At 32.9% G+C, this 20069-nt stretch carries 16 protein-coding genes; 12 read left to right on the top strand and 4 right to left on the bottom strand.

Features of this window, described 5'->3' with window-relative positions; genetic code table 11:
- The first annotated feature begins 57 nt into the window (after positions 1-57).
- Positions 58-426, top strand: a complete 369-nt coding sequence (locus F5ESL0230_RS06655) for a DUF6176 family protein (protein ID WP_228150092.1) — start codon at positions 58-60, stop codon at positions 424-426.
- Positions 427-465: 39 nt separating this feature from the next.
- Here F5ESL0230_RS06655 and F5ESL0230_RS06650 read toward each other — a convergent pair whose 3' ends face one another.
- From F5ESL0230_RS06650 to F5ESL0230_RS06640, 3 genes are all read right to left on the bottom strand, one after another.
- Positions 466-1734, bottom strand: a complete 1269-nt coding sequence (locus F5ESL0230_RS06650) for an ABC transporter permease (RefSeq protein ID WP_122022126.1) — start codon at positions 1732-1734, stop codon at positions 466-468.
- Entirely contained in the window at positions 1734-2414 is a 681-nt protein-coding gene (locus F5ESL0230_RS06645; protein ID WP_122022125.1) for an ABC transporter ATP-binding protein, read from the bottom strand. The genes F5ESL0230_RS06650 and F5ESL0230_RS06645 overlap by 1 nt, the downstream gene beginning before the upstream one ends.
- Before the next feature lie 357 nt (positions 2415-2771).
- Entirely contained in the window at positions 2772-3845 is a 1074-nt protein-coding gene (locus F5ESL0230_RS06640) for a S66 peptidase family protein (protein ID WP_122022124.1), read from the bottom strand.
- 192 nt (positions 3846-4037) lie between these two features.
- Between F5ESL0230_RS06640 and F5ESL0230_RS06635 the strand changes: the two genes are divergently transcribed.
- The 9 genes from F5ESL0230_RS06635 (at position 4038) to scrK (ending at position 16123) form a co-directional block, all read left to right on the top strand.
- Complete coding sequence (locus F5ESL0230_RS06635) at positions 4038-4517, top strand: cell division protein (protein ID WP_122022123.1); 480 nt, start codon at positions 4038-4040, stop codon at positions 4515-4517.
- Between the two features lie 9 nt (positions 4518-4526).
- Positions 4527-5810: a glycosyltransferase gene (locus F5ESL0230_RS06630; protein WP_122022122.1), complete on the top strand. Its 1284-nt coding sequence runs from the start codon at positions 4527-4529 to the stop codon at positions 5808-5810.
- Between the two features lie 210 nt (positions 5811-6020).
- A complete protein-coding gene (locus F5ESL0230_RS06625) occupies positions 6021-6470 on the top strand; it encodes a PTS sugar transporter subunit IIA (RefSeq protein ID WP_122022121.1) in 450 nt (149 codons plus the stop codon).
- 5 nt (positions 6471-6475) lie between these two features.
- The gene (locus F5ESL0230_RS06620; RefSeq protein ID WP_090092262.1) at positions 6476-6793 is read left to right on the top strand and encodes a PTS fructose transporter subunit IIB; all 318 of its coding nucleotides are present in this window, start codon (positions 6476-6478) and stop codon (positions 6791-6793) included.
- Positions 6794-6796: 3 nt separating this feature from the next.
- The gene (locus F5ESL0230_RS06615) at positions 6797-7894 is read left to right on the top strand and encodes a PTS fructose transporter subunit IIC (protein ID WP_122022120.1); all 1098 of its coding nucleotides are present in this window, start codon (positions 6797-6799) and stop codon (positions 7892-7894) included.
- 77 nt (positions 7895-7971) lie between these two features.
- Entirely contained in the window at positions 7972-10641 is a 2670-nt protein-coding gene (locus F5ESL0230_RS06610) for a glycoside hydrolase family 38 C-terminal domain-containing protein (protein ID WP_122022119.1), read from the top strand.
- Positions 10642-10649: 8 nt separating this feature from the next.
- Positions 10650-13265 carry a glycoside hydrolase family 38 C-terminal domain-containing protein gene (locus tag F5ESL0230_RS06605; RefSeq protein WP_122022118.1) on the top strand — a complete coding sequence of 872 codons (2616 nt, stop codon included), beginning with the start codon at positions 10650-10652 and terminating at the stop codon, positions 13263-13265.
- Positions 13266-13305: 40 nt separating this feature from the next.
- Positions 13306-15237: a transcription antiterminator gene (locus tag F5ESL0230_RS06600; protein WP_122022117.1), complete on the top strand. Its 1932-nt coding sequence runs from the start codon at positions 13306-13308 to the stop codon at positions 15235-15237.
- A gap of 10 nt (positions 15238-15247) precedes the next feature.
- Positions 15248-16123, top strand: coding sequence for a fructokinase ScrK (gene scrK / locus F5ESL0230_RS06595; protein ID WP_122022116.1), 876 nt, complete (start codon positions 15248-15250; stop codon positions 16121-16123).
- Positions 16124-16170: 47 nt separating this feature from the next.
- Here the strand turns inward: scrK and F5ESL0230_RS06590 are convergent, their stop codons facing one another.
- Positions 16171-16884 carry a GntR family transcriptional regulator gene (locus tag F5ESL0230_RS06590; RefSeq protein WP_158592403.1) on the bottom strand — a complete coding sequence of 238 codons (714 nt, stop codon included), beginning with the start codon at positions 16882-16884 and terminating at the stop codon, positions 16171-16173.
- Positions 16885-17018: 134 nt separating this feature from the next.
- Here F5ESL0230_RS06590 and F5ESL0230_RS06585 point away from each other — a divergent pair, with 134 nt between their 5' ends.
- Positions 17019-18380: a glycoside hydrolase family 1 protein gene (locus F5ESL0230_RS06585; RefSeq protein ID WP_122022114.1), complete on the top strand. Its 1362-nt coding sequence runs from the start codon at positions 17019-17021 to the stop codon at positions 18378-18380.
- 17 nt (positions 18381-18397) lie between these two features.
- Complete coding sequence (locus F5ESL0230_RS06580) at positions 18398-19723, top strand: PTS sugar transporter subunit IIC (RefSeq protein ID WP_233551659.1); 1326 nt, start codon at positions 18398-18400, stop codon at positions 19721-19723.
- Positions 19724-20069: the final 346 nt, after the last annotated feature.

The following is a 20069-nucleotide window of genomic DNA, read 5'->3' as shown; positions in this document are numbered from 1 at the left end:
AGTAATTTTAAAAGCATCAATCTCTGGTTGATGTTTTTTTATACGAGGAAATATAAATTGATCAATGTTCAGATAGAGCTCACAAGATTTAGAATAAAAAAGGGTAAAGAAAAAAAAGCACAAGAGTGGATGGATTTTCTTAATCAGCATCATAAAGATACCGTTGCAACTATGGCTGGGGAAAAAATGTACATTGAAACTGTATTTAAAGAAGATAATCAAGATGGCTATACATATTTCTACTGGTATTCAATCCAAGGTATTGGGGGGAATGCAGTGGAAGAGTCTGGGAGCTATATTGATAAAAAACATTTAGAATACTGGGATGAATGTATTGATGAAAAATATCATCCAGTTGACATGATATTAGAACAAAGCCTATTAGCTCCTAGACTTGAGCAAATAATAAAAAAAGCAGAAAACTAAAAAGTAAAAAAAAGACGAAAGTTTACTTTCGTCTTTTTTTTATTCATATCTTAAAGCGGTAATCGGATCGAGCTTAGCTGCTCGTCTAGCTGGCAGTGTTCCCGCTAAAAATGTAATTAAGCAAATAATTCCAATAATTAATAAACTATTAGGCCAATTAAATTGAATTAGGGTAAAGCCATCGATTCCCTTTAAGAAAGTCTTCCTGGCAACTGAATTTAAGGCCTGACCTATCCCCATAGCTCCAAGTAACCCTAGAAGTGATCCAAATAAACCAATTAAAATTGCTTCACAACTAAAAATAGAAAAAACTTTGCCTTGGCTTAATCCTAAAGCTTTCATTAGACCAATTTCCCGTGTTCGATCACGAACTGACATGTAAAGGGTATTGATAACGCCAAAACTGGCAGCGATTAGAGCAATTGCTCCAAAAATAATCAATACACCTGTTGCAATATTAAAGGTTTGAAAGAGTTGCTTAACCGCATCCTTTAAAGTTTGGGCAGTGTAACCTTTTTTAGCTAATTTCTTTTCGATTGTTGCGATTTTATCAGGATTCTTACTAGTTGGTGTTGCGACAATTTCAACATAGCGATCTTTAAGTGCCTTAGGAATGCCATCTTGATTGGCTTTGATTATTTTTTGACTTAAGCCATGACTATAAACATTTTGACCGCTACTAATCATACTATCATTACGAATACCAACAATTTTAGCTGAAATTTTTTGTTTCTTTTTGGTAACGGGTGAATTAGTCACAAGTGTGATTGATTTTCCTAAAGCTTGCTGGGCATTGTGATAACCAAAGGCTTTCATCATTTGTTTAGTTAAAAGAATTTCTGATGAATTACCTGAAATTGCAACTTGTCGCCCGGCTTTTAAGTCATAAGCAATTCCCAGGGTTGGCTGAGCATCGATAACATATTTGACTTTATTAAGTCCTTGGACATAAGTAACGTTGCTATCCTTTAATGCTTTAATATCTTTTATACCTTTAACTGTTTTGATTTTCTTGAGGTCATTTTTAGTCAACATTCCGTCAGCATTATTGCTACTTTTGTTGGTATTGTATCTTTCTGGTGCACCATTACTATTGCCACTAGAAAAACTAGGAGCGATAATCATTTGCTCAGTATTACCAACGTTTCCAATTTGTTTGGTTAAGTAATTATTGACACCAGAATTAATCCCCATTGTAATGCTCAGGGTTAAAGCCCCGATTAGCACAGCGATAATTGTTAAAAATGTTCGCCCTTTGTTGTGCCATAAATTACTGGCAGCCGAGTTTAAAATATCGCGATACTTCATTATGCTCCCCCTTCAACTACTAGACCATCTTTAATTTGAATTTGTCTTTGACATTTTTGAGCCAGATCAGGATCGTGAGTAACGATGATTAAGGTAATTCCTTTTTCACGATGTAACTTAAACAAAATATTTTCTACCATTTCTCCGGTAGTTGAGTCTAAGTTACCAGTTGGCTCATCAGCAAAAATAATTTGTGGCTCATTAACTAGTGCGCGAGCAATACAAACACGTTGTTTTTGACCACCAGAAAGGTTACTAGCTTTATTTTGAGCTTTACTTTCAAGGTCAACCGCCCTGATTGCCGCTAAAGCCAATTCCTTGCGCCTTTTTCCCGTTACACCAGCAATTTTTAATGGCAACATTACATTTTCAAGAACGGTATCTTGAGCATTTAAGAAAAATTGTTGAAAGACAAAGCCAAAAGTTTGATTACGTAATTTATTTAAAGCTTGCCCTTTAATTTTGTTTGTCGGTTGGTTATCTAATAAAATACTCCCGGAAGTTGGTTGATCAAGAAGTGCCATAATATGCATTAAAGTTGATTTTCCAGATCCACTTTTACCAATAATGGCAACTGATTCACCTTTATCTATTGCTAAACTAACTCCGCGTAATGCATCAAACTTGGTTGTGCCTTTACCATAAGTTCTGACCACATTCTGAGTTTCTAATAAGCTCATTGTTCTCTCTCCTTTAGTGTTATATATAAATAATACACTATAATTAATAAAATTCAAGCTTTTATTAAATAAATATAAAATAATTTATGCTAAATGATAGAATGTTTTGCTTTATTCATATTATTTGCTAGTTTGCAAAGAGAAAAATACTTGCTAACATGCGATGAACCATTTCAGGGACGGAAGCAATGCTATTATAAAATAACAAAGGTAGGTAAAATGGAATTACAAGTTATTAAAAATGAATGGAATCAGTTTAAAATTAAGGTGGCTCAGATATATAGAAAAAAAGGTTAATTATTAAAAAGGTAGTAATTTTAAAAAGCGTTATTCAATGTTTTGGATAACGCTTTTAAGTTAAGAAAAATATGGTTCTAAAATTTTTAAAGAAGACTGATCAAGGTTAATTTGCGCAAGAGCGCCGTAAGGAAGCGCGGTGTGGGGGTAGGCATGACCAATATTAACGTTTGCCAAAATGGGTGTTTGATATTTTGCAGTGGCTGCTAAAAGCTTGGTCTGATATTCGTTAACATAGCAATTGTTCTGTGGCTTTCCCATTAAGATTCCTCGAATAGATTTTAAAAGACCTGCTTGATCTAGTTGATCAAGCATTTGGGCATATAAATCTGGAGAGAGACATTCTTCACTAGTTTCAATGAATAAAATGATGTTTTGAGCTTCTTGGGGAGATAAAATTAATCGGTAATGCCGAATAATTTCGGCTTGATCAGGATAACGATATTGGGTCAAGTCATCATAGAGACTGTCTAAGCAGCCACCCCAAAGTCGCCCTTGAATAATTCCATTTCCTCGAAGCACTTGATAACCAGTATCGCGATGGCTAATTCGAGGATGATTGATTGCTTTAGGCGAAAAATCGGTTCGTTCTTCATACCAAGTTTGACTTGCAGGAATATTAGTTGTAGGTGGGTTAATAAAGAAATGATTCCAAGTATTTAGGGTGTATTCTAGCATACTAACATCTAATTCTGCGAGATCATTTAAAAAATTAGGTCCATAAAAGCTCTGCATCCCTAATCGATAAAACATTAGGTGATTATTTGTCGTGTCCGAAAATCCTGTAAATAGTTTGGGGCTTGTTTGTACTGCTTTAATAAAATCTGAATCTTCCATTAAATATGGTAACAAGCGATAAGTATCATCACCGCCAATGGCCGCAATAATTGCTTTAATTTCAGGATTCATAAAAGCTTCTTTTAAATCATTAGCCCGTTCATTGGGATGCTTTTTTAGGTAAGTAGTTCCTTTTAAGGAATTAGGCATATAAATAAATTTAAGACCTAGTTCTTTTAAGCGCTTTTCCCCTAATTTTCGTTCATGAAGAACCTGCTTTTCGCCTAAGACACCACTAGACAAACTAATTAGTGCTACTTGATCACCTTTTTGTAATTGATGTGGTTTTACTAACAAAATTTAGCCTCCTTTTTATTATAAAATAATTAAACATCAGTATATCATAGGTTAAGTAAATACAATAGATGTTGAAAAATCAAAAACAATTTAATAATTTCTGTTTTCTTGACCTAAAATAGTAATAATAATAAAGTAAATATAAAAGAATTAGGTATCCATGAATGGAATAAGATAAGGAGGAAACTAATAATGAGTCATAGATCTTTTTCTGACTTAGCCCAAGATGACTATTTTACTTCAGGAAATTGGCATTTAAAGATAAGGCAAACAATAATTGCCATAATTGGCTGGCTGGGTGTTATTTCACCGTTTATTGGCGTTTATATAATTTTACATTTTCCGCAAATTGCTCAAAAAGCGCATATTAAATATTATTCGGATATTATTTTACCTATGAAATTTTTAATTGAATTTTTTATAATTATCTTCATTATCATTATAATAACCTATTTATTTTTGACCGTTCATAATAACCGTCATTTTGCTTTTGTTTGGACCAAGCAGAGAGTAGTTGATCAAAAGCGCCGTATGAGACATGAAAAATTAATTGAGCAAGGTTGGACCGAAAAATTTGGTGATTTAAAACAGCGCCAGCAATATAATTTCTATAGTGTTAAACCAGAACAAAATCTTGAAAATGATTTTGCGCAACGTTTGTTTAAGAAATGAGGTTAATTGATGGATATAACTTGGTCAACAATTAAACCGTTACTAAATGGATTATTCTTAATCTTAATTTCTTATCCTATTCTAGGTGGATTGGGTTGGTTTGTCGGAGGATTATGTTATAGATATGTATTTCGCAATAAGAAGAAGGATTTTACTACTATTGCTGAAAATAAGGCGCCCTTTATTACGATTATGATTCCAGCCCATAATGAACAAGCAAGTTTAAAAGAAACTGTTACTTATTTACTTAATGAATTAAATTATAATAATTATGAAGTTTTAGTAATTGATGATTGTTCCACAGATCGAACACCGCAAATTTTACAATCCCTTCAAAAACATTATTCCAATTTGCGTGTTATTCGAGTTGAAAAAAATAAGGGTAAAGCCCATGCTTTTAACGTCGGGGTAGCTTTTGCTAAGGGAGAACTTGTACTTAGCAACGATGCTGACACCATCCCAGAACCGGATGCGTTAAACCGATATGTTAATTACTTTAATAGTCCAGAAGGACAAAATGTTGCAGCCGTAACTTCTAATGTTGAAGTTAGGAATCGGACTAAACTGATTACCAAATCAGTCACTGTTGAATTTTCTAGTATTGTTGGAATCATCAAGCGGGCTGAAATGGGTGTTTTTGGTAGTATCTTTGCTTACAGTGGTGCAAATACGATGTATCGTAAAAGCGCCTTAATGGATGTAGGCTTATTTCGTCAAGATCGTGCTACTGAAGATATTAGTATTGCGTGGGACCATCAATTAAATAATTGGCTGTCAGTTTTTGCCCCTAATATTATTTCTTATACATTAGTGCCGGAAACACTAAAAGATTTATACCATCAGCGTAAACGTTGGGCTAAGGGTGGTACGGAAGTTTGGTTGACTAACTTATTAAAAGTTTTACGCCATCCCATTAAAAATTTAGGCGAATCGTTATTATTATTTGACCAAACATTTAGTATTCTGTGGTCGTTCTTTTTTGCTATCTCGTCAATAATTTTTGTTTTTTTAGCAATCAATTATTGTGCTACGCAAAACTGGTCACAGTTGTTATATTTAATATTTTCAACTTTATTACTTATTTGCTTTGAAATGATTGCCGGAACTTTACAGCTGACTACGGCTTTATTGATTGATACTCGTGGGAATAAATTAAGTTATATTTTATTTGCCCCTATTTATTTATTGTGCTTATGGGTAATTAATACTATTACAATAATTACTACTTTTATTCCCGCAGTAAAAACGATCTTGGGCTATGGATCCGGTACTTGGGTCAGTCCGACAAGATAGTCTTTAGGTAATTTTGTTTTAATTAATTTAAAAGCGTTTTTCTAATTAGAAGAACGCTTTTTATGTTTCTTAAAAAAGCAAAATAAAGTAAAAATATTTAAATTATATTTTTTCCAACTTAAATGGAAATTGTTACTAATTACAAAATAATCAATTTAAGTTAGGCTTAATTTCAGTAAAGCCTTTTAGGAATTGGAAGTGATAATAAAAATGAATTTTTCACAGGAAAACGTTTTTCTAAATGTAAGTGAGTCAAGCATTAATTCTTTGTTAGAGTATATTTCAGAAGTCGCTGTTATAACAGGTTACACCACGGATGCTAAAGCTTTAAATAAGAGTTTTATTGATAGGGAAAAGGAATTTTCTACTGGTTTAGAAGATGGTTTTGCTATTCCACATGCTAAAACTGCTGCTGTTAAAAAGGCTGGCTTTTTATACTTTAGATTGGCAAATCCTTTAAAGTGGCAAACATATGATGATCAACCAGTAACGGATGTTTTTGCTTTGATGGTTCCACCTCAAAATGTAGGCAATGAGCATTTAAAAATGTTGGCTAATTTATCGACAGCCTTATTGGAACACGATTTTAAAAAAGAATTACGGCAAATGACTAATAGAAATGAAATAGCAAATTTTATTAATGAAAGAATAGGAGAGTAACAATTATGAATGTAGTCGGAGTATCAGCTTGTCCAGCAGGTTTAGCACATACACCAATGGCAGCTAAAGCCTTAGAGAAGGCAGGTAAAGAATTAGGTTGGAATGTTAAGATTGAACAACAGGGGATGATGGGGCCAGTTAATGCAATTACTCAAGAAGAAGCAAAAATAGCAGATTTTGTACTCATTGCTTCTGACCAAAAAATTACCAGTATGGAAAGATTTGAAGGCAAGCCTGTAATTAGGGTAGATATTAATACTTGTATTAAAGCACCAAAAGCTGTTTTGAAGAAGTGTGCTGCCGCGATTAAAAAGGAGGACTAAAAAATGAAACGGTTGCTAAAAGAATGGGAAGGAGCCGTGATGAGTGGGATTTCGTATATGATTCCTACTGTAATTGGTGGTGCCTTAATAGTCGGAGTGCCACAGTTGATTGGCATGTGCTTTGGCTATGGTGACTTATCAAAATTCGCAAAATCTAGTGGATTTTTTCATATGTTGTATCAAATCAATCAGGTTGGTTGGATTGGAATTGGGTTAGTTAATTTAGTTATTGGCGGTTACATTGCTTATGCACTAGGAGATAAACCTGCATTAGGTGCAGGATTTATTGGTGGTCAGCTTGCTACTAACAATCAATTAGGATTTATCGGAGCAATTGTTGCGGGACTGATTGCTGGGTATGTTGCAAGGTGGTGCCGAAAGATTAAAGTTCCAGATAAATGGAATTCAGCAATTGAACTAATTATTATGCCGCTTTTAACCGTGGGCTCAGTTGCCTTATTTGTAGGTGTGGTGCTTACACCACCATTAGCTTGGATTAATAATGGTTTAACTTCATGGGTAAAATTCATGGTTGAACAAAAGACGAATGCAATTTTACTCGCAGCTATTATGGGAGGCATGATTGGTGTTGATCTTGGTGGCCCCGTTAATAAAGCAGCCTGGGGAGTTGGAAATTTCTTCTTTATCGAGGGAATTTATCAACCATGTCTATATACTAATATTGCTATTTGTGCAATTCCCATGGGTTACGCCATTATGAGTTTTATTTGGCCTAGAAATCGTTTTTCTTCTGAACTTTTAGAAATGGGTCATAATAATTTGATTATGGGTATATTTGGAATTACAGAAGGTGCAATTCCGTTTATGATGAAGGCTCCACAACTGATTATTGTGAATATCATCGGTGGTGCTTTAGGCTCAGCTACTGGAGCTTTTTTAGGAGTAAAATCACATATTCCCCCTTTAGGAGGACTGCCTGGTATTTTAACGGCGGATAATATTATTGCATATCTGGCTGGAATTTTAGTTTGTGCTTTGTTTATTGCAATTGCGGCCCCGTTAATTGCAGACTTTACTGATCAAAACTCAACTGGTGAAGAATCGATGAGCGATGATGATATAGAATTAAACATTCAATAATAATTACGGTAAAAACTATAGTTGAAAATTAAATTATCGTTATTTTCAAACTATAGTTTTTAACTTTAGGAGAAATAATGGTTAAAAAGGTTTTTATTGTTCCGCATACGCATTGGGATAGAGAATGGTTTTTTACTTCTTCTACTGCAAAAATTTATCTTTTAAAAGATTTAAAAGATGTAATCGATTGTTTAGAAAATGATATAAAATATCACTCTTTTTTATTAGATGGACAAGCTTCACTTATAGAAGATTATTTAAAATGGCGACCACAAGATATGGATCGGGTAAAAAAGTTAGTAAAGAATAAAAGGTTGCTTTTAGGTCCATGGTACACGCAAACTGATCAATTCATGGTTTCAGCGGAAAGTATTGTTAATAATTTGCGCATTGGAATGCAAGAATGCGATAAATTGGGTGGCTACATGAATATTGCTTATGTTCCTGATTCCTTTGGTCAGGAATCAAGTATGCCACAAATATACCGAGAATTTGATATTCATGATGCTGTTTTATATCGAGGATTCTCATTAAGTAGCGCTCCTAAATCTGAATTTATTTGGCAGGGCGAAGATGGCTCAGAAGTTACAGTTTACCGGATGGCTTGTGGCTATTTTATTGGTGGTGTAATTAATGAAACTAAATTAGCAGAATTAATGACAGAAGAACCATTTAAAACGGTTACTCTGACAGCAACCACTAATAATTTACTTTTTCCTAACGGCTCTGATATGGCTCCAATTAGATTTGATTTGCCAAAGTTTACTAGTAAATTAAATCATGCTAATGATGGCAAATTTACTTTTAAAGTTGCTTCGCTTGAAGAATATATCAAGGCAGTTCGTCAACAAAATCCACTATTGAAACGGATAAGTGGTGAGCAAGATTGTGGAAAAGACATGCGTGTGCATAAATCAATTTATTCCTCTAGGGCGGATATTAAACAGCTCAATACAAAGTTACAATTTTATTTGAGTAATATTATGGAACCTATACTTACATTAGGTAATCACTTTGGTTTTGAATATCCAGAGCAAGCAGTTAATGATATTTGGAAAAAAATGTTTAAAAATGCTGCTCATGATTCAATGGGAAATTGTGTTTCTGATCGTGTAAACGAAGATATTGAAATGCGGTATAAAGAAGTTCAAGATCTTTCAACTGGTCTAGTTGAACTTACCATGCGAGAAATTTCTACTAGGATAGAAAATGCTAATCATCCAATAACTCTTACAGTATTTAATTCAATGCCAGTTATTCGTAATGAGGTCTTACATTATACCCTATATTCACCAAGTCGAGCCTTTTCAATTCGAGATATACAGGGTAGCAATATTCAATTTGAAATTACAAATATTAAAGATGTAACAAAAAAATTAACTGATGCAACTATTCAATTAGATCCAGGTAAGCAAATTTATCATCCACAAAAAGTTTATCAAATTGATTTAGATATCGAATGTACACAAATTCCATCATTTGGATATAAGCAACTATACTTGTCAGTTTTACCTGATCAAGAGCGTCACCTTAAGCGAATTGTAGAAGGTAAGATGATTGAAAATGAATTTTACCGTATTGAAGTTAATGACGATGGTAGTTTAAATATTTTGGATAAAAGTAATCAATATCTTTATCAAAATCAAGCTATTCTAGAAGAAAATGGAGACGATGGGGACTCCTATAATTATTCACCACCACGAAAAGATATGCATATCTTTTCCACTCAGCAATCTTATAAAGTTTATCAATATTTAGGAAAGTTAAAAAATCAGTTAATTATTAATTTTAATTTTAAAATACCAAGTAACTTAACTAAACGTGCGCAAAAAGTTGTTGATACTACCATGCCAGTTAGTTTGGAGGTTACTTTAACTAAAAATAGCAAAATTATTGCTTTTAAAATTAATGTTGATAATAGAAAGTCTAAAAGTCATCGATTGTGTATTAATTTTGATAGTGAAATAGTGACTAAGACAAGTATTGCAGATATGCAATTTGGAACGGTTAAAAGACAAGTAGTTAAAGAAAAAGAACTGACTTTATGGCGGCAAGAAACTGATAAATGGCAGGAAATGCCTATTTCAATCAATACGATGCAAAGTTTTGTTGCCATATCTAATAATACAAGATGTATGGCTGTAATACCTCAAGGTGTAAGAGAGTATGAATGTATTGGAAAAAACCATTCTATTATGAGGTTAACAATTTTTCGTACTTATGGGATGTTGGGCAAAAAAAATTTGTTATATCGACCTGGTAGAGCTTCTGGTGATGAGACCGTGGTTACACCACAGGCTCAATTGCAAAAAAAGTTATCTTTTGAATTTGCTTTAAAAACATTGGCTACAACTTATGATCAAAGTAGCTTGGCAAATGAAGTAAAGCAGTGGGATACTCCTTTACAAATTTATGAGTACGCAGAGTTCTTAAATGGCCGATTAACTTTTCCATTTAACCCAGTGAAAAGAAAATACCAAGAGGAATTGAGCTTATTTAAACTTGAAAGTAATTTGGTAACAAGCACAATTAAAACAGTTCCTGGTACTAAGTCCTATGAAATCCGATTATATAATCCACTATTCCATGAAGTAGGCGGGAAAATTGTATTCACCCAGACTCCTAAGCTTGTTAAATTGGTTAATTTAAAAGGAGTAGGTCAATCAGAATTATTAATTGAAAATAATCAAGTAGTTTTACCCAAATTAAAACATGCAAAATTTATAACAGTTTATTGTCAATTTTAGGAGGGATTATGGTTAAAGCATATTTTGTCAATCATACTCATTGGGATCGAGAATGGTATTTTACATCACAAGATGCACAAGTACTGAGTGATCAATTATTTACAGAAGTTTTAGATGAATTAGAGAATCATCCAGAAGCAAATTTTACTTTAGATGGTCAGATGTCTATCATTGATGAATATGTTGAAATTCATCCTGAGGGCAAGAAAAGAATTCATCGTTTAGTAGAGCGTAAACAGCTCTTTATTGGCCCGTGGTACACACAAACGGATGCGATGGTTCCAAGCGCTGAATCGCTACTTAGAAATTTAATTATTGGCATTATTGATGCTAAAGAAAACTATGGTAATCCAATGATGTTAGGCTATTTGCCTGATACATTTGGTTTTAATGCCAATTTGCCAATGATCCTACATCAAGTTGATATTCATGATTTTTTATCTTGGCGTGGTACAAACTTTCAAAGACAAACTAATTCAGTTTATTTCAAGTGGAAAGCACTGGGCGGGAAGGCAGTTTTTGCAGCAAATTTTCCTTTGGGTTACTATACCGGTCAAATTGATTTAGTCTCAAAACAAAATTTGCAAAAATTTGTTAAAGAGCGTTTAGATAAAGGAATAGAATTTGAAGCCGCAAATGGTCACCATGATGAAGTTTTAATACCATCTGGTATCGATCAAATGAATATTATTCATAATATTTCAGCAATATTGAAGGAGGTGAACAAATATTCTCGTTATGAAGTTATCAACAGTACTTATCCCAAGTTTATGGCTAAATTACATAGTAAAAAATTACCTACATATCAGGGAGAATTGCGCTACCCTACCTACTCGCGCGTTCACCGTACAATTACTTCAGTTAGGTCAAGAAATAAAAGACAAAATTTTAACTTAGAGCAAGTAATTACTCGAAGACTGGAACCATTAATGATTATTGCACGTTACGCGAATATTCCAATTTCTAACGGAATCGTTATTAAACTCTGGAAATTATTATTTGAATTACAGCCTCACGATACTCTTGGTGGTAGTGTGACTGATAATGTAGCCATTGATATAGACCACCGTTTTAAGCAGGCTTTTGAAATCGCGGCAGGAGTTGAAAATTATATCAAAAAAAGATTGGCTCAACGGTTATCTTTAACTGATCATGATGTTATTGTATTTAATACCGATCCTTATAATTTTGATGGACGTAAGACAATTGAAATTATTAGTTCAAGTAAAAAAATTAAATTTCCTAATCAAAATCAGGCGGTTATTTTAGCCAGTGAGAAGATACTATCGCGTCCTAATATTATGCAATTAACTCCTAATGGTTATGAATTTAAAGATGAACCTGGATATTACAAAATAAAGGTAAGCTTAAAAATTAAGATGCAAGGATTAGGCTATCAAGTAGTTCATTTTGAAGATTGCGAAACACCGTGTGAAGAATTAAGGCAAGATGTGGGGACGAAAATCACTAATCAAAATATTGACCTATCTTTTTCAGATGGCAAATTCACAATGAAAACGGCTAATAAAATTTTTCCTGATGTGATTCGTATTTATGATCAAGGAAATGATGGTGATACTTATGACTTTTCACCACTAAAAGGTGATCAAGAAATGCAGCTTCCATGGAATGGCAATGTTAAAAAATATAGTGCTTCAGGCATTGAACGTATGACTTTAACAGGAACTTGGGAGCTGCCAAGAACTTTAAAAGATCGTTTAAAGCAAAAACAAACTGCTGAAATAAAATATAAATTAATCCTAGAATTAAGAAAAGATTCACCTGTGTTAGGTGCCAAATTGGAGATTGATAATCAAGCTCTATCTCATCGTTTGCGGCTAAAGATAAAAACAGGAATTACCACTAATTTTGCACATGCTCAAATTCAAGGTGGCTTTAGAAAAACTATTAATGAAAAGATTGCAGATGATTGGAATGATGAATTTGTTGAAAAGCCGGTAAATATTTATGTATTCGATCGCTGTGTTGGCCTGTGCGATAAAATTAATGGCTTATACTTCTTTGGTACGGGTCAAAAAGAGTATGAGAAAGTTGCAGATACCCTTTTAATTACGTTAATGGCAACTACAGGGCAATTGGGTAAATCTGATTTACTATGGCGTCCTGGCCGAGCTTCTGGTGATACTACTTCAGTGGGGCATGTAATGATGCCAACCCCATTAGCGCAAGAATTAGGACAAAATGAATTCGTTTTTGGGTTATGTGCTTATAATGGTTCAAAATTAAATGAAAAACAGATAGCTCAGGACTTAACTAAGTGGTATACCCCATCTGTTGGTTATCAAATGCAAACACATAATCTATTTGTGAATCGTTTAGATAATAAATTATGGGATATAGAATATCCTACTGGGCTTCATGAACTTAAAAAAGAGCAATCTTGGCTGACAATTGAACCAGGGGTTGAGGTTTCAGCACTGTATCTTGCCTATACGGTAGAAAATAGTTTGATTTTGCGATTATCTAATCTTACTGGCGAGACACAGGATGTGTCATATCTTGAAAAATTGGGTTATAAAGTTATTAATGGCCTTGAAGAAATTGGAAAACAAAGTTTTCAAATTGCTCCCTATGACATGATTACTTTAATCAAACAGATATAGTAATGTGTAAGTAAAAGTGGATTACAAAAAGGGGAACGGTATGAAACTATCCTATAAACGATTGGGCAATATTTTGGAAGATTTATTAAATAATTCTGCCAATTGTTATGTTTCCTCCGCTTTTCTAGCTAAAAAATATAATGTTAGTACGAGAACGATTAGGTCCGATATTCAGGAATTAAATAAGGAATTGGATTATTACAAAGTAAAAATAAAAAATAAAAGAGGAAGTGGCTTTTATCTTGCTTATTTAGATCAAAATTTACGTAAACAATTAATGAAGATTGCGCAAAGTAATTTACCAGCTTCAAGTTCTAGTGAACGAATTATTGAAATTGAGCAATACTTGTTAGTTAATAATCAAATTAAACTGTCTGAACTAACTGATCGCTTTTTTATTAGTGACAATACTTTTTTTACTTATTTAGTAACAATAAAAAAAGATTTTAATGAAGTTGGACTAAAAATTATTAAATCAAAAGATTATTATTACTTAAAAGGAACAGAAACTGTTAAAAGAAAATTCATTATTACCAAATTAATTAATAAAAGTTCAAATGCTTATATTGTGGGGTTTACTGAACAGGAAAAAATTATTTTTGCTAATATTAGACTTGATAGATTAAAACAGATAGTCCATAGTTTTTTACAGCAATATAATTATTCTTTATCAGATATTAATACAAAAAATATAATCTTGCATATTGCCCTAGCAATCTCACGAGTAAAGCTAGGTTATTCACTAGAGAAATCTCATCAGCTAAAAATCAAAGGTAATGTTTCAGCTGCTATTAGCAAATTATTCATTAATTTGGAAAAAGAATTTTGCATTAAGCTAAATGAATGTGAACGTAATGATTTAATTTATCATTTTGCCATGAATTATCCTGAATGTGTTACTGATAAAATTAGGGCTAAAACTAATAAAGATATTAATAAGGCGGTCAGGATTTTTTTAAAAAATATAAAAAAAGAGTTTGCATTAGACTTAGTAAATGATCCAGAATTATGTATTAACTTAACTCAACATTTAAATAATTTAGTCAAAATAAAAAAAGTTAATGGCAATAGAAAAAATCCACTATTGAGTGTGATTTTATCTACATTTCCTTATGCCTATGAAATTACAGCTTATTCGGCACCATATTTGGAACATATGCTTAATTTAAAACTTGATGATGATGAATTGTCCTTCATCACATTACATGTGGGTGCTGCAATTGAACGTCAAGGGATGAAATCAACCAAAAAAAATACAGCTTTAATTTGTGGCAATGGTATATCAACTGCTGCTTTAGTTAGAGCAAAATTGCAGTCACAGTTCACAGCTTTTTTAAATATTACGGGAACTTATACCTATGAGGAATATTTAGCAGGAAAAGCTACTGATAATGATTTTTTAATTACAATGGTTCCGATTACTGATGCACCTATTCCAGTCATTCAAATTGATTTGGTGAATTTAAATAATGATATTATTCAACTTTCTGAATATTTGAAGTCACTTAATAATCCATACCAAAAAATTGATAAATTGTTTGATACGGAAAATATTTACTTAGTCAAGCAAAATATGACTAAAAAGCAATTGTTAAATATGTTAATAAAAAATTTGGAGAGCAAAGCAATTGTAAATAAGGACTTTATGCAAAAAGTGTATGAAAGAGAACAAATGTATTCAACGGCTATTGGTGGGAAAATTGCTATTCCTCATTCTTTAGGCTATGCAACTAAAAAATCTAAAGTTTCATTTGCACGTTTAAGTAAAGCAATTAAGTGGGATGAAAAGAACGAAGTAAAGTATGTCTTTCTCCTGGCGATTTCTCGTGATGATTATTTAAGTATCCAAAAATTATTTGATTTTATTGTAGACTTGCAAACCAACCCCACCTTTAGGAAAATAATAGATAAGAGTTCTAATGCACAGGAAGTGAAGAACGCTATTAGTATGTTAATTAAAAAAAGTTATTAGGGAGATAGAAATGCTAGGTTCAATTGAAGCAGGTGGAACAAAGTTTGTTTGTGCAATAGGTAATGAAAATTATCAAATTCAAGATCAAATTACTATACCAACAACTACACCGCAAGAAACAATAAAAAAAGTTATAGGCTATTTTAAGAGGTATCCAGTTGATGCAATCAGCATTGCATCTTTTGGACCAATTGAAATTCGAAAAACAGCTCATAATTATGGTTATATCACGACGACGCCCAAAAAAGGCTGGCAAGATACTAACATTGTGGGTATGCTAAAACAAGAAATCAATGTACCCATTTTTTTTACTACTGATGTGAATGGTTCAGCCTATGGTGAATATGTAATGACTTTACTTGCTAACGAAGACATTAATTCTCTTCTATATTACACAATTGGAACTGGAGTTGGTGGCGGTGCAATTATTGCGGGTAAGCTGGTGGGCAGTTTAGGGCATCCAGAAATGGGCCATGTTAAGGTTAAACGCCACCCAAATGACTTGGAATTTAAAGGTATTTGTCCTTTTCATGCTGATTGTTTAGAGGGACTTGTTGCAGGGCCAACGTTTGAAGCACGTTTTGGTAAAAAAGGAGCCGAAGTTCCAATTTCACATCCAGTTTGGGATATAATGAGCTATTATGTTGCTCAGGCTGCGTTGCAGGCAACTTTATTATTCCGTCCTGATAAAATTGTTTTCGGTGGCGGTGTAACTAGTGAAGCGTTTTTACAAAAAGTGCGCCGTGATTTTGCGCAAATGTTAAACGGCTATCTTCAAGTACCAGATCTAAACAGATATATCACAATGCCAGAAATTCATGATAATGGTTCAGCGACAGTAGGAAATTTTGCTTTGGCCAAAAGAATCCTTAGAGCCATTGATTAGTTAAAAATCAAAAAGACAAAATGAGTTTATTATCATTTTGTCTTTTTTTATACATGATTTAAGGTCACTTCGCCTTGATCATAGCGATTTCTAGTTTGGGAATATTCAAAAGGTATCCCATTGGTTAAAAAACAGACTTGTTCAATTTCAAAAATTGGATCATTTTTTTGACAGTTTAGGTATAACTGATCATAAGCATCGGCTTTATCTGCCCGAAAAGTGCGATTCGCTTTGCCAATTTTTAAATTAAGATCGTGTTCAATATAATGATAAATAGATTTTTTTAATATTTTAGGCGTAACTTGGGGGATAAGTTTGACGGGCATAATTGTATATTCTAGTCTAACTGGACTATTGTGTAAAAGACGTGAACGGATAATATCATAAACTAATTCCTGTTTATTCAGTTTTAATAAAGTAATTTCTTGATGAGTAGGTTTGCGCACATCAAAAGAAATTATATGACTTGTTAAAAATTGGCTATTTTTTATTCGTTCAGTAAAACCTACGTGTTCAACGGCATTATCCTTTTTGGAAATTTCTTGTTCTTCTGCTGTCAGAATCATAGTTCCATGACCACGGATTGGCGCTACAATACTTTTATATTGTAAAAAATGTAGGGCATTAATAATTGTTACCTTACTAGTATGATAAGTTTTTGCCAATTGATCAATATGGGGTAGTTGACATTGGTATTTGTGCAAAAGAATATCTTGTTCAATTTGATTGGCAATTAAAACATATTTGGGTTGCTTATGCATAATAGTTATTCCTTTCATCTTTCATAAGTAGACAATTTACTTTACTTACATTTTGGCAAATATTTACTTGGAAAGTAAAGTGCAATAATATTATTTTTGAAAGCGCTTTTAAAATTTAAGAAAGAAGAAATATGATGGCTAAATTTTTTTGGGGAAATTCAACTTCAAGTATGCAAACAGAAGGTGGCTGGAATGAAGGGGGGAAAACTTTATCTGTTTATGACATTAGAAAGGCCGGTGATCAGATAAGTGATTGGCATTTTGCTAACGATAACTACCACCACTTAACTGAAGATTTAGATTATATGCAAGATTTAGGAATGAATATGTATCGTTTTCAAGTATCCTGGTCGCGCATAATTAAGAATGGTGATGGTACTATCAATAAAGCAGGTTTTGACTACTACGACAAGTTGGTTGATGAACTAAGCAAACGCAATATTGAACCGATGATATGTCTTTATCATTTTGATATGCCATTACATTTAGCTCAGGACTACAATGGCTTTATTAGTAAAAAAGTTTGTCGTGCTTTTATTCGCTATAGCAAAATCGTGATTGACCATTTTGCAGGTAAAGTTAAATATTGGATTACTTTTAACGAGCAAAATTTGTACCATACGATGGAAGTTTTTAAAATTTCAGGTTATTTAAGAGGTAAGAAAACAATTTCAGAACTATATCAAATTGCGCATAATGTAATGTTTTGTCATGCGACAATTGCAAATTATTTACACAATAAAACTAAGGCAAAAATTGGTGGCATGTTAGCTTATAGTCAAGTCTATCCAGCAACAGCTAATCCGCAAGATGTATTTATGGCTAATCAAGTCGATGAGTTTTTGAATTTTAATTTACTCGATGCTTTTACTTTGGGGAAATATTCGACTGCTGTTACCCAATATATTAAAAAGCAGAGTATTAATATTCAGGTCAATCAAGCTGAATTGGTAGAAATTGCCAAATTGAAAAGTGATTTTTTAAGTTTTAGTTATTATGCGTCTAGTACAATTGATGCTAGTAAAATTCCTGAAAATACACCCCCTAACCAGTATTTGAATTTTGGTAAAAAGGATAATCCTTATTTAAAGTCAACTGAATGGGGTTGGCAAATAGATCCTCTAGGATTTAGAGACGTTTTAAATAAAATATATCAACGTTATCATTTGCCTGTCTTCCCTATTGAAAATGGAATTGGGGTACGAGAAAGGTGGGATGGTAAGCATCAAATTGCTGATGATTATCGTATTAATTACCATCGTGATCATATTAAAGCAATGCAACAAGCAATAAATGAAGATGGAGTAAATGTAATGGGATACCTCGGTTGGGGCCTAATTGATATTATGAGTTCACAAGGTGATATGGAAAAAAGATATGGTGTCGTCTATGTTAATCGTACAAATCATGATTTGCGTGATATGAAACGCGTTCCTAAAAAAAGTTATGCATGGTTGAAAAAAGTTATTCATTCAAATGGTCAAGATTTAACTTGAGTTTAGAGGTGATTAAAGTGAATAATTCAGCTAGGAATCAGGCTCATCCACAATTACAAAAATTTTTAGATAAATTTACAGAAGTTTCAGTCCAAATTGGTAACCAGGTTCATTTAAGATCATTACGAGATGCTTTTGCCACATTAATGCCAATGTTTATTTTAGCTGGTGTTGCTGTTTTGTTTAATAATGTCATTTTTACTTGGTTAATGAAGGGAGCAATTTTAGCAAGATTTCAAGTTTTTGGCACAGCCTTAACAAACGGCACATTAAATGTAGCTAGTATCTTAATTGCCCCCCTGATTGGGTATTATTTAGCTAAAAATAAGGTTTACGAAAATCCAATTTCTGCCGCTGCAGTGTCTTTGTCAGCAGTTTTTATTATGTTAGCGATTAAAGTCAATGTTGTGCCGCTTTCAGGGAAAAAACCAGTTGAAATAACTGGTGCAGCTTTATATTCACAAATTGGTACAACGGGCATGTTTGCTGGTATCATTATTGGTTTACTGGCGACCGAAATTTATATTAGATTGACTAAAGTTAAAGCACTGAAAATCAATTTAGGAGATCAGGTGCCGCCTGCCGTAGGACAAAGCTTTAGCTCTTTAATCCCATCACTTTTAACTTTAAGTGTATTTGGTATTTTAGCAGCTATTTTAGCTTATTTTAAGACCGATTTGGTAACTTTAATTTCGCGCTTAATTCAAAATCCCTTACGGTCAGTTAATACTTCTCTTCCAGGCTTTTTATTAATTTACTCTACAGGTAATTTTCTTTATACTCTTGGGATTCATCAAACTGTTATTAACGGCTCACTTCTTGACCCATTGAATCTGGTTAACATGAACGAAAATATGGCAGCTGTTGCAGCTGGTAAACAGCCAATTCATATTATCAACACAGACTTTGTAACAGTATATTCACAAATGGGCGGAACAGGCCTGACTTTATCCTTGATTATTGCTGTTTTATTGGTTTCGCGCTATAAGCCGTATAAAGATGTAGTTAGATTGGCAACTGTTCCGGGAATATTTGAAATTAATGAACCAATCATTTTTGGTTTTCCCATAGTTTTTAATATTCCAATGATTATTCCTTTTGTATTAAGTCCAGTAATTGGGTCATTAATTGGATATTTTGCAACGGCAATTGGTTTTGTTAAGCCACTTAGTGTACTAATTCCTTGGACAACTCCTCCACTTTTAAGTGGACTTTTGGCCAGTGCGGGAGATTGGAAGGTTGTATTAGTTCAAATTATCATTTTAATAGTTTGTACGTTATTCTATATTCCGTTCATTAAAATTTCTGAGCGAGTAGCTTTAAAGCAAGCAGAACTGCAATAACTTGAATCGTTATCTCAATAAACCTAGTTACGAAATTCATATTCATAATAATTTGGGACATGAACATAAGGTCGAATAGATTGTTTAATTTAGGGTTAATTTCCGATAGTAAGTCGGAGTTAACCCTTTTTGCTTTGATTGTTATTGAGAATAGTACGGGGTTTCTAATTAAGTTATGATTTCTTAGCTTTATCAATAATACTTAAAAATACTGAATTTCCTATAGTACGTTAGTTGCAATTAAATACTTTAATTAGAAAAGAAATAGTTAGGCTAATGTAATATCATAAAATTTAACTATTTATTTATAATAGTAAATTTATAAAAAGTGGAACATATGATTAAA

Source organism: Lactobacillus sp. ESL0230, assembly GCF_003692805.1.
GTDB classification, from domain to species: domain Bacteria; phylum Bacillota; class Bacilli; order Lactobacillales; family Lactobacillaceae; genus Lactobacillus; species Lactobacillus bombicola.
The sequence above is the reverse complement of the archived record's forward strand: the minus strand, read 5'-3'. Positions and strand labels throughout refer to the sequence as shown.

What these genes read in the sequence shown, in the direction of transcription:
- F5ESL0230_RS06605 (WP_122022118.1), top strand. Translation starts at nt 10,650, where the DNA reads ATGGTTAAAGCATATTTTGTCAATCATACTCATTGGGATCGAGAATGG.
- F5ESL0230_RS06625 (WP_122022121.1), top strand. Translation starts at nt 6,021, where the DNA reads ATGAATTTTTCACAGGAAAACGTTTTTCTAAATGTAAGTGAGTCAAGC.
- F5ESL0230_RS06650 (WP_122022126.1), bottom strand. Translation starts at nt 1,734, where the DNA reads ATGAAGTATCGCGATATTTTAAACTCGGCTGCCAGTAATTTATGGCAC.
- F5ESL0230_RS06620 (WP_090092262.1), top strand. Translation starts at nt 6,476, where the DNA reads ATGAATGTAGTCGGAGTATCAGCTTGTCCAGCAGGTTTAGCACATACA.
- F5ESL0230_RS06635 (WP_122022123.1), top strand. Translation starts at nt 4,038, where the DNA reads ATGAGTCATAGATCTTTTTCTGACTTAGCCCAAGATGACTATTTTACT.
- F5ESL0230_RS06610 (WP_122022119.1), top strand. Translation starts at nt 7,972, where the DNA reads ATGGTTAAAAAGGTTTTTATTGTTCCGCATACGCATTGGGATAGAGAA.
- F5ESL0230_RS06615 (WP_122022120.1), top strand. Translation starts at nt 6,797, where the DNA reads ATGAAACGGTTGCTAAAAGAATGGGAAGGAGCCGTGATGAGTGGGATT.
- F5ESL0230_RS06630 (WP_122022122.1), top strand. Translation starts at nt 4,527, where the DNA reads ATGGATATAACTTGGTCAACAATTAAACCGTTACTAAATGGATTATTC.
- F5ESL0230_RS06590 (WP_158592403.1), bottom strand. Translation starts at nt 16,884, where the DNA reads ATGCATAAGCAACCCAAATATGTTTTAATTGCCAATCAAATTGAACAA.
- F5ESL0230_RS06600 (WP_122022117.1), top strand. Translation starts at nt 13,306, where the DNA reads ATGAAACTATCCTATAAACGATTGGGCAATATTTTGGAAGATTTATTA.
- F5ESL0230_RS06645 (WP_122022125.1), bottom strand. Translation starts at nt 2,414, where the DNA reads ATGAGCTTATTAGAAACTCAGAATGTGGTCAGAACTTATGGTAAAGGC.
- F5ESL0230_RS06585 (WP_122022114.1), top strand. Translation starts at nt 17,019, where the DNA reads ATGGCTAAATTTTTTTGGGGAAATTCAACTTCAAGTATGCAAACAGAA.
- scrK (WP_122022116.1), top strand. Translation starts at nt 15,248, where the DNA reads ATGCTAGGTTCAATTGAAGCAGGTGGAACAAAGTTTGTTTGTGCAATA.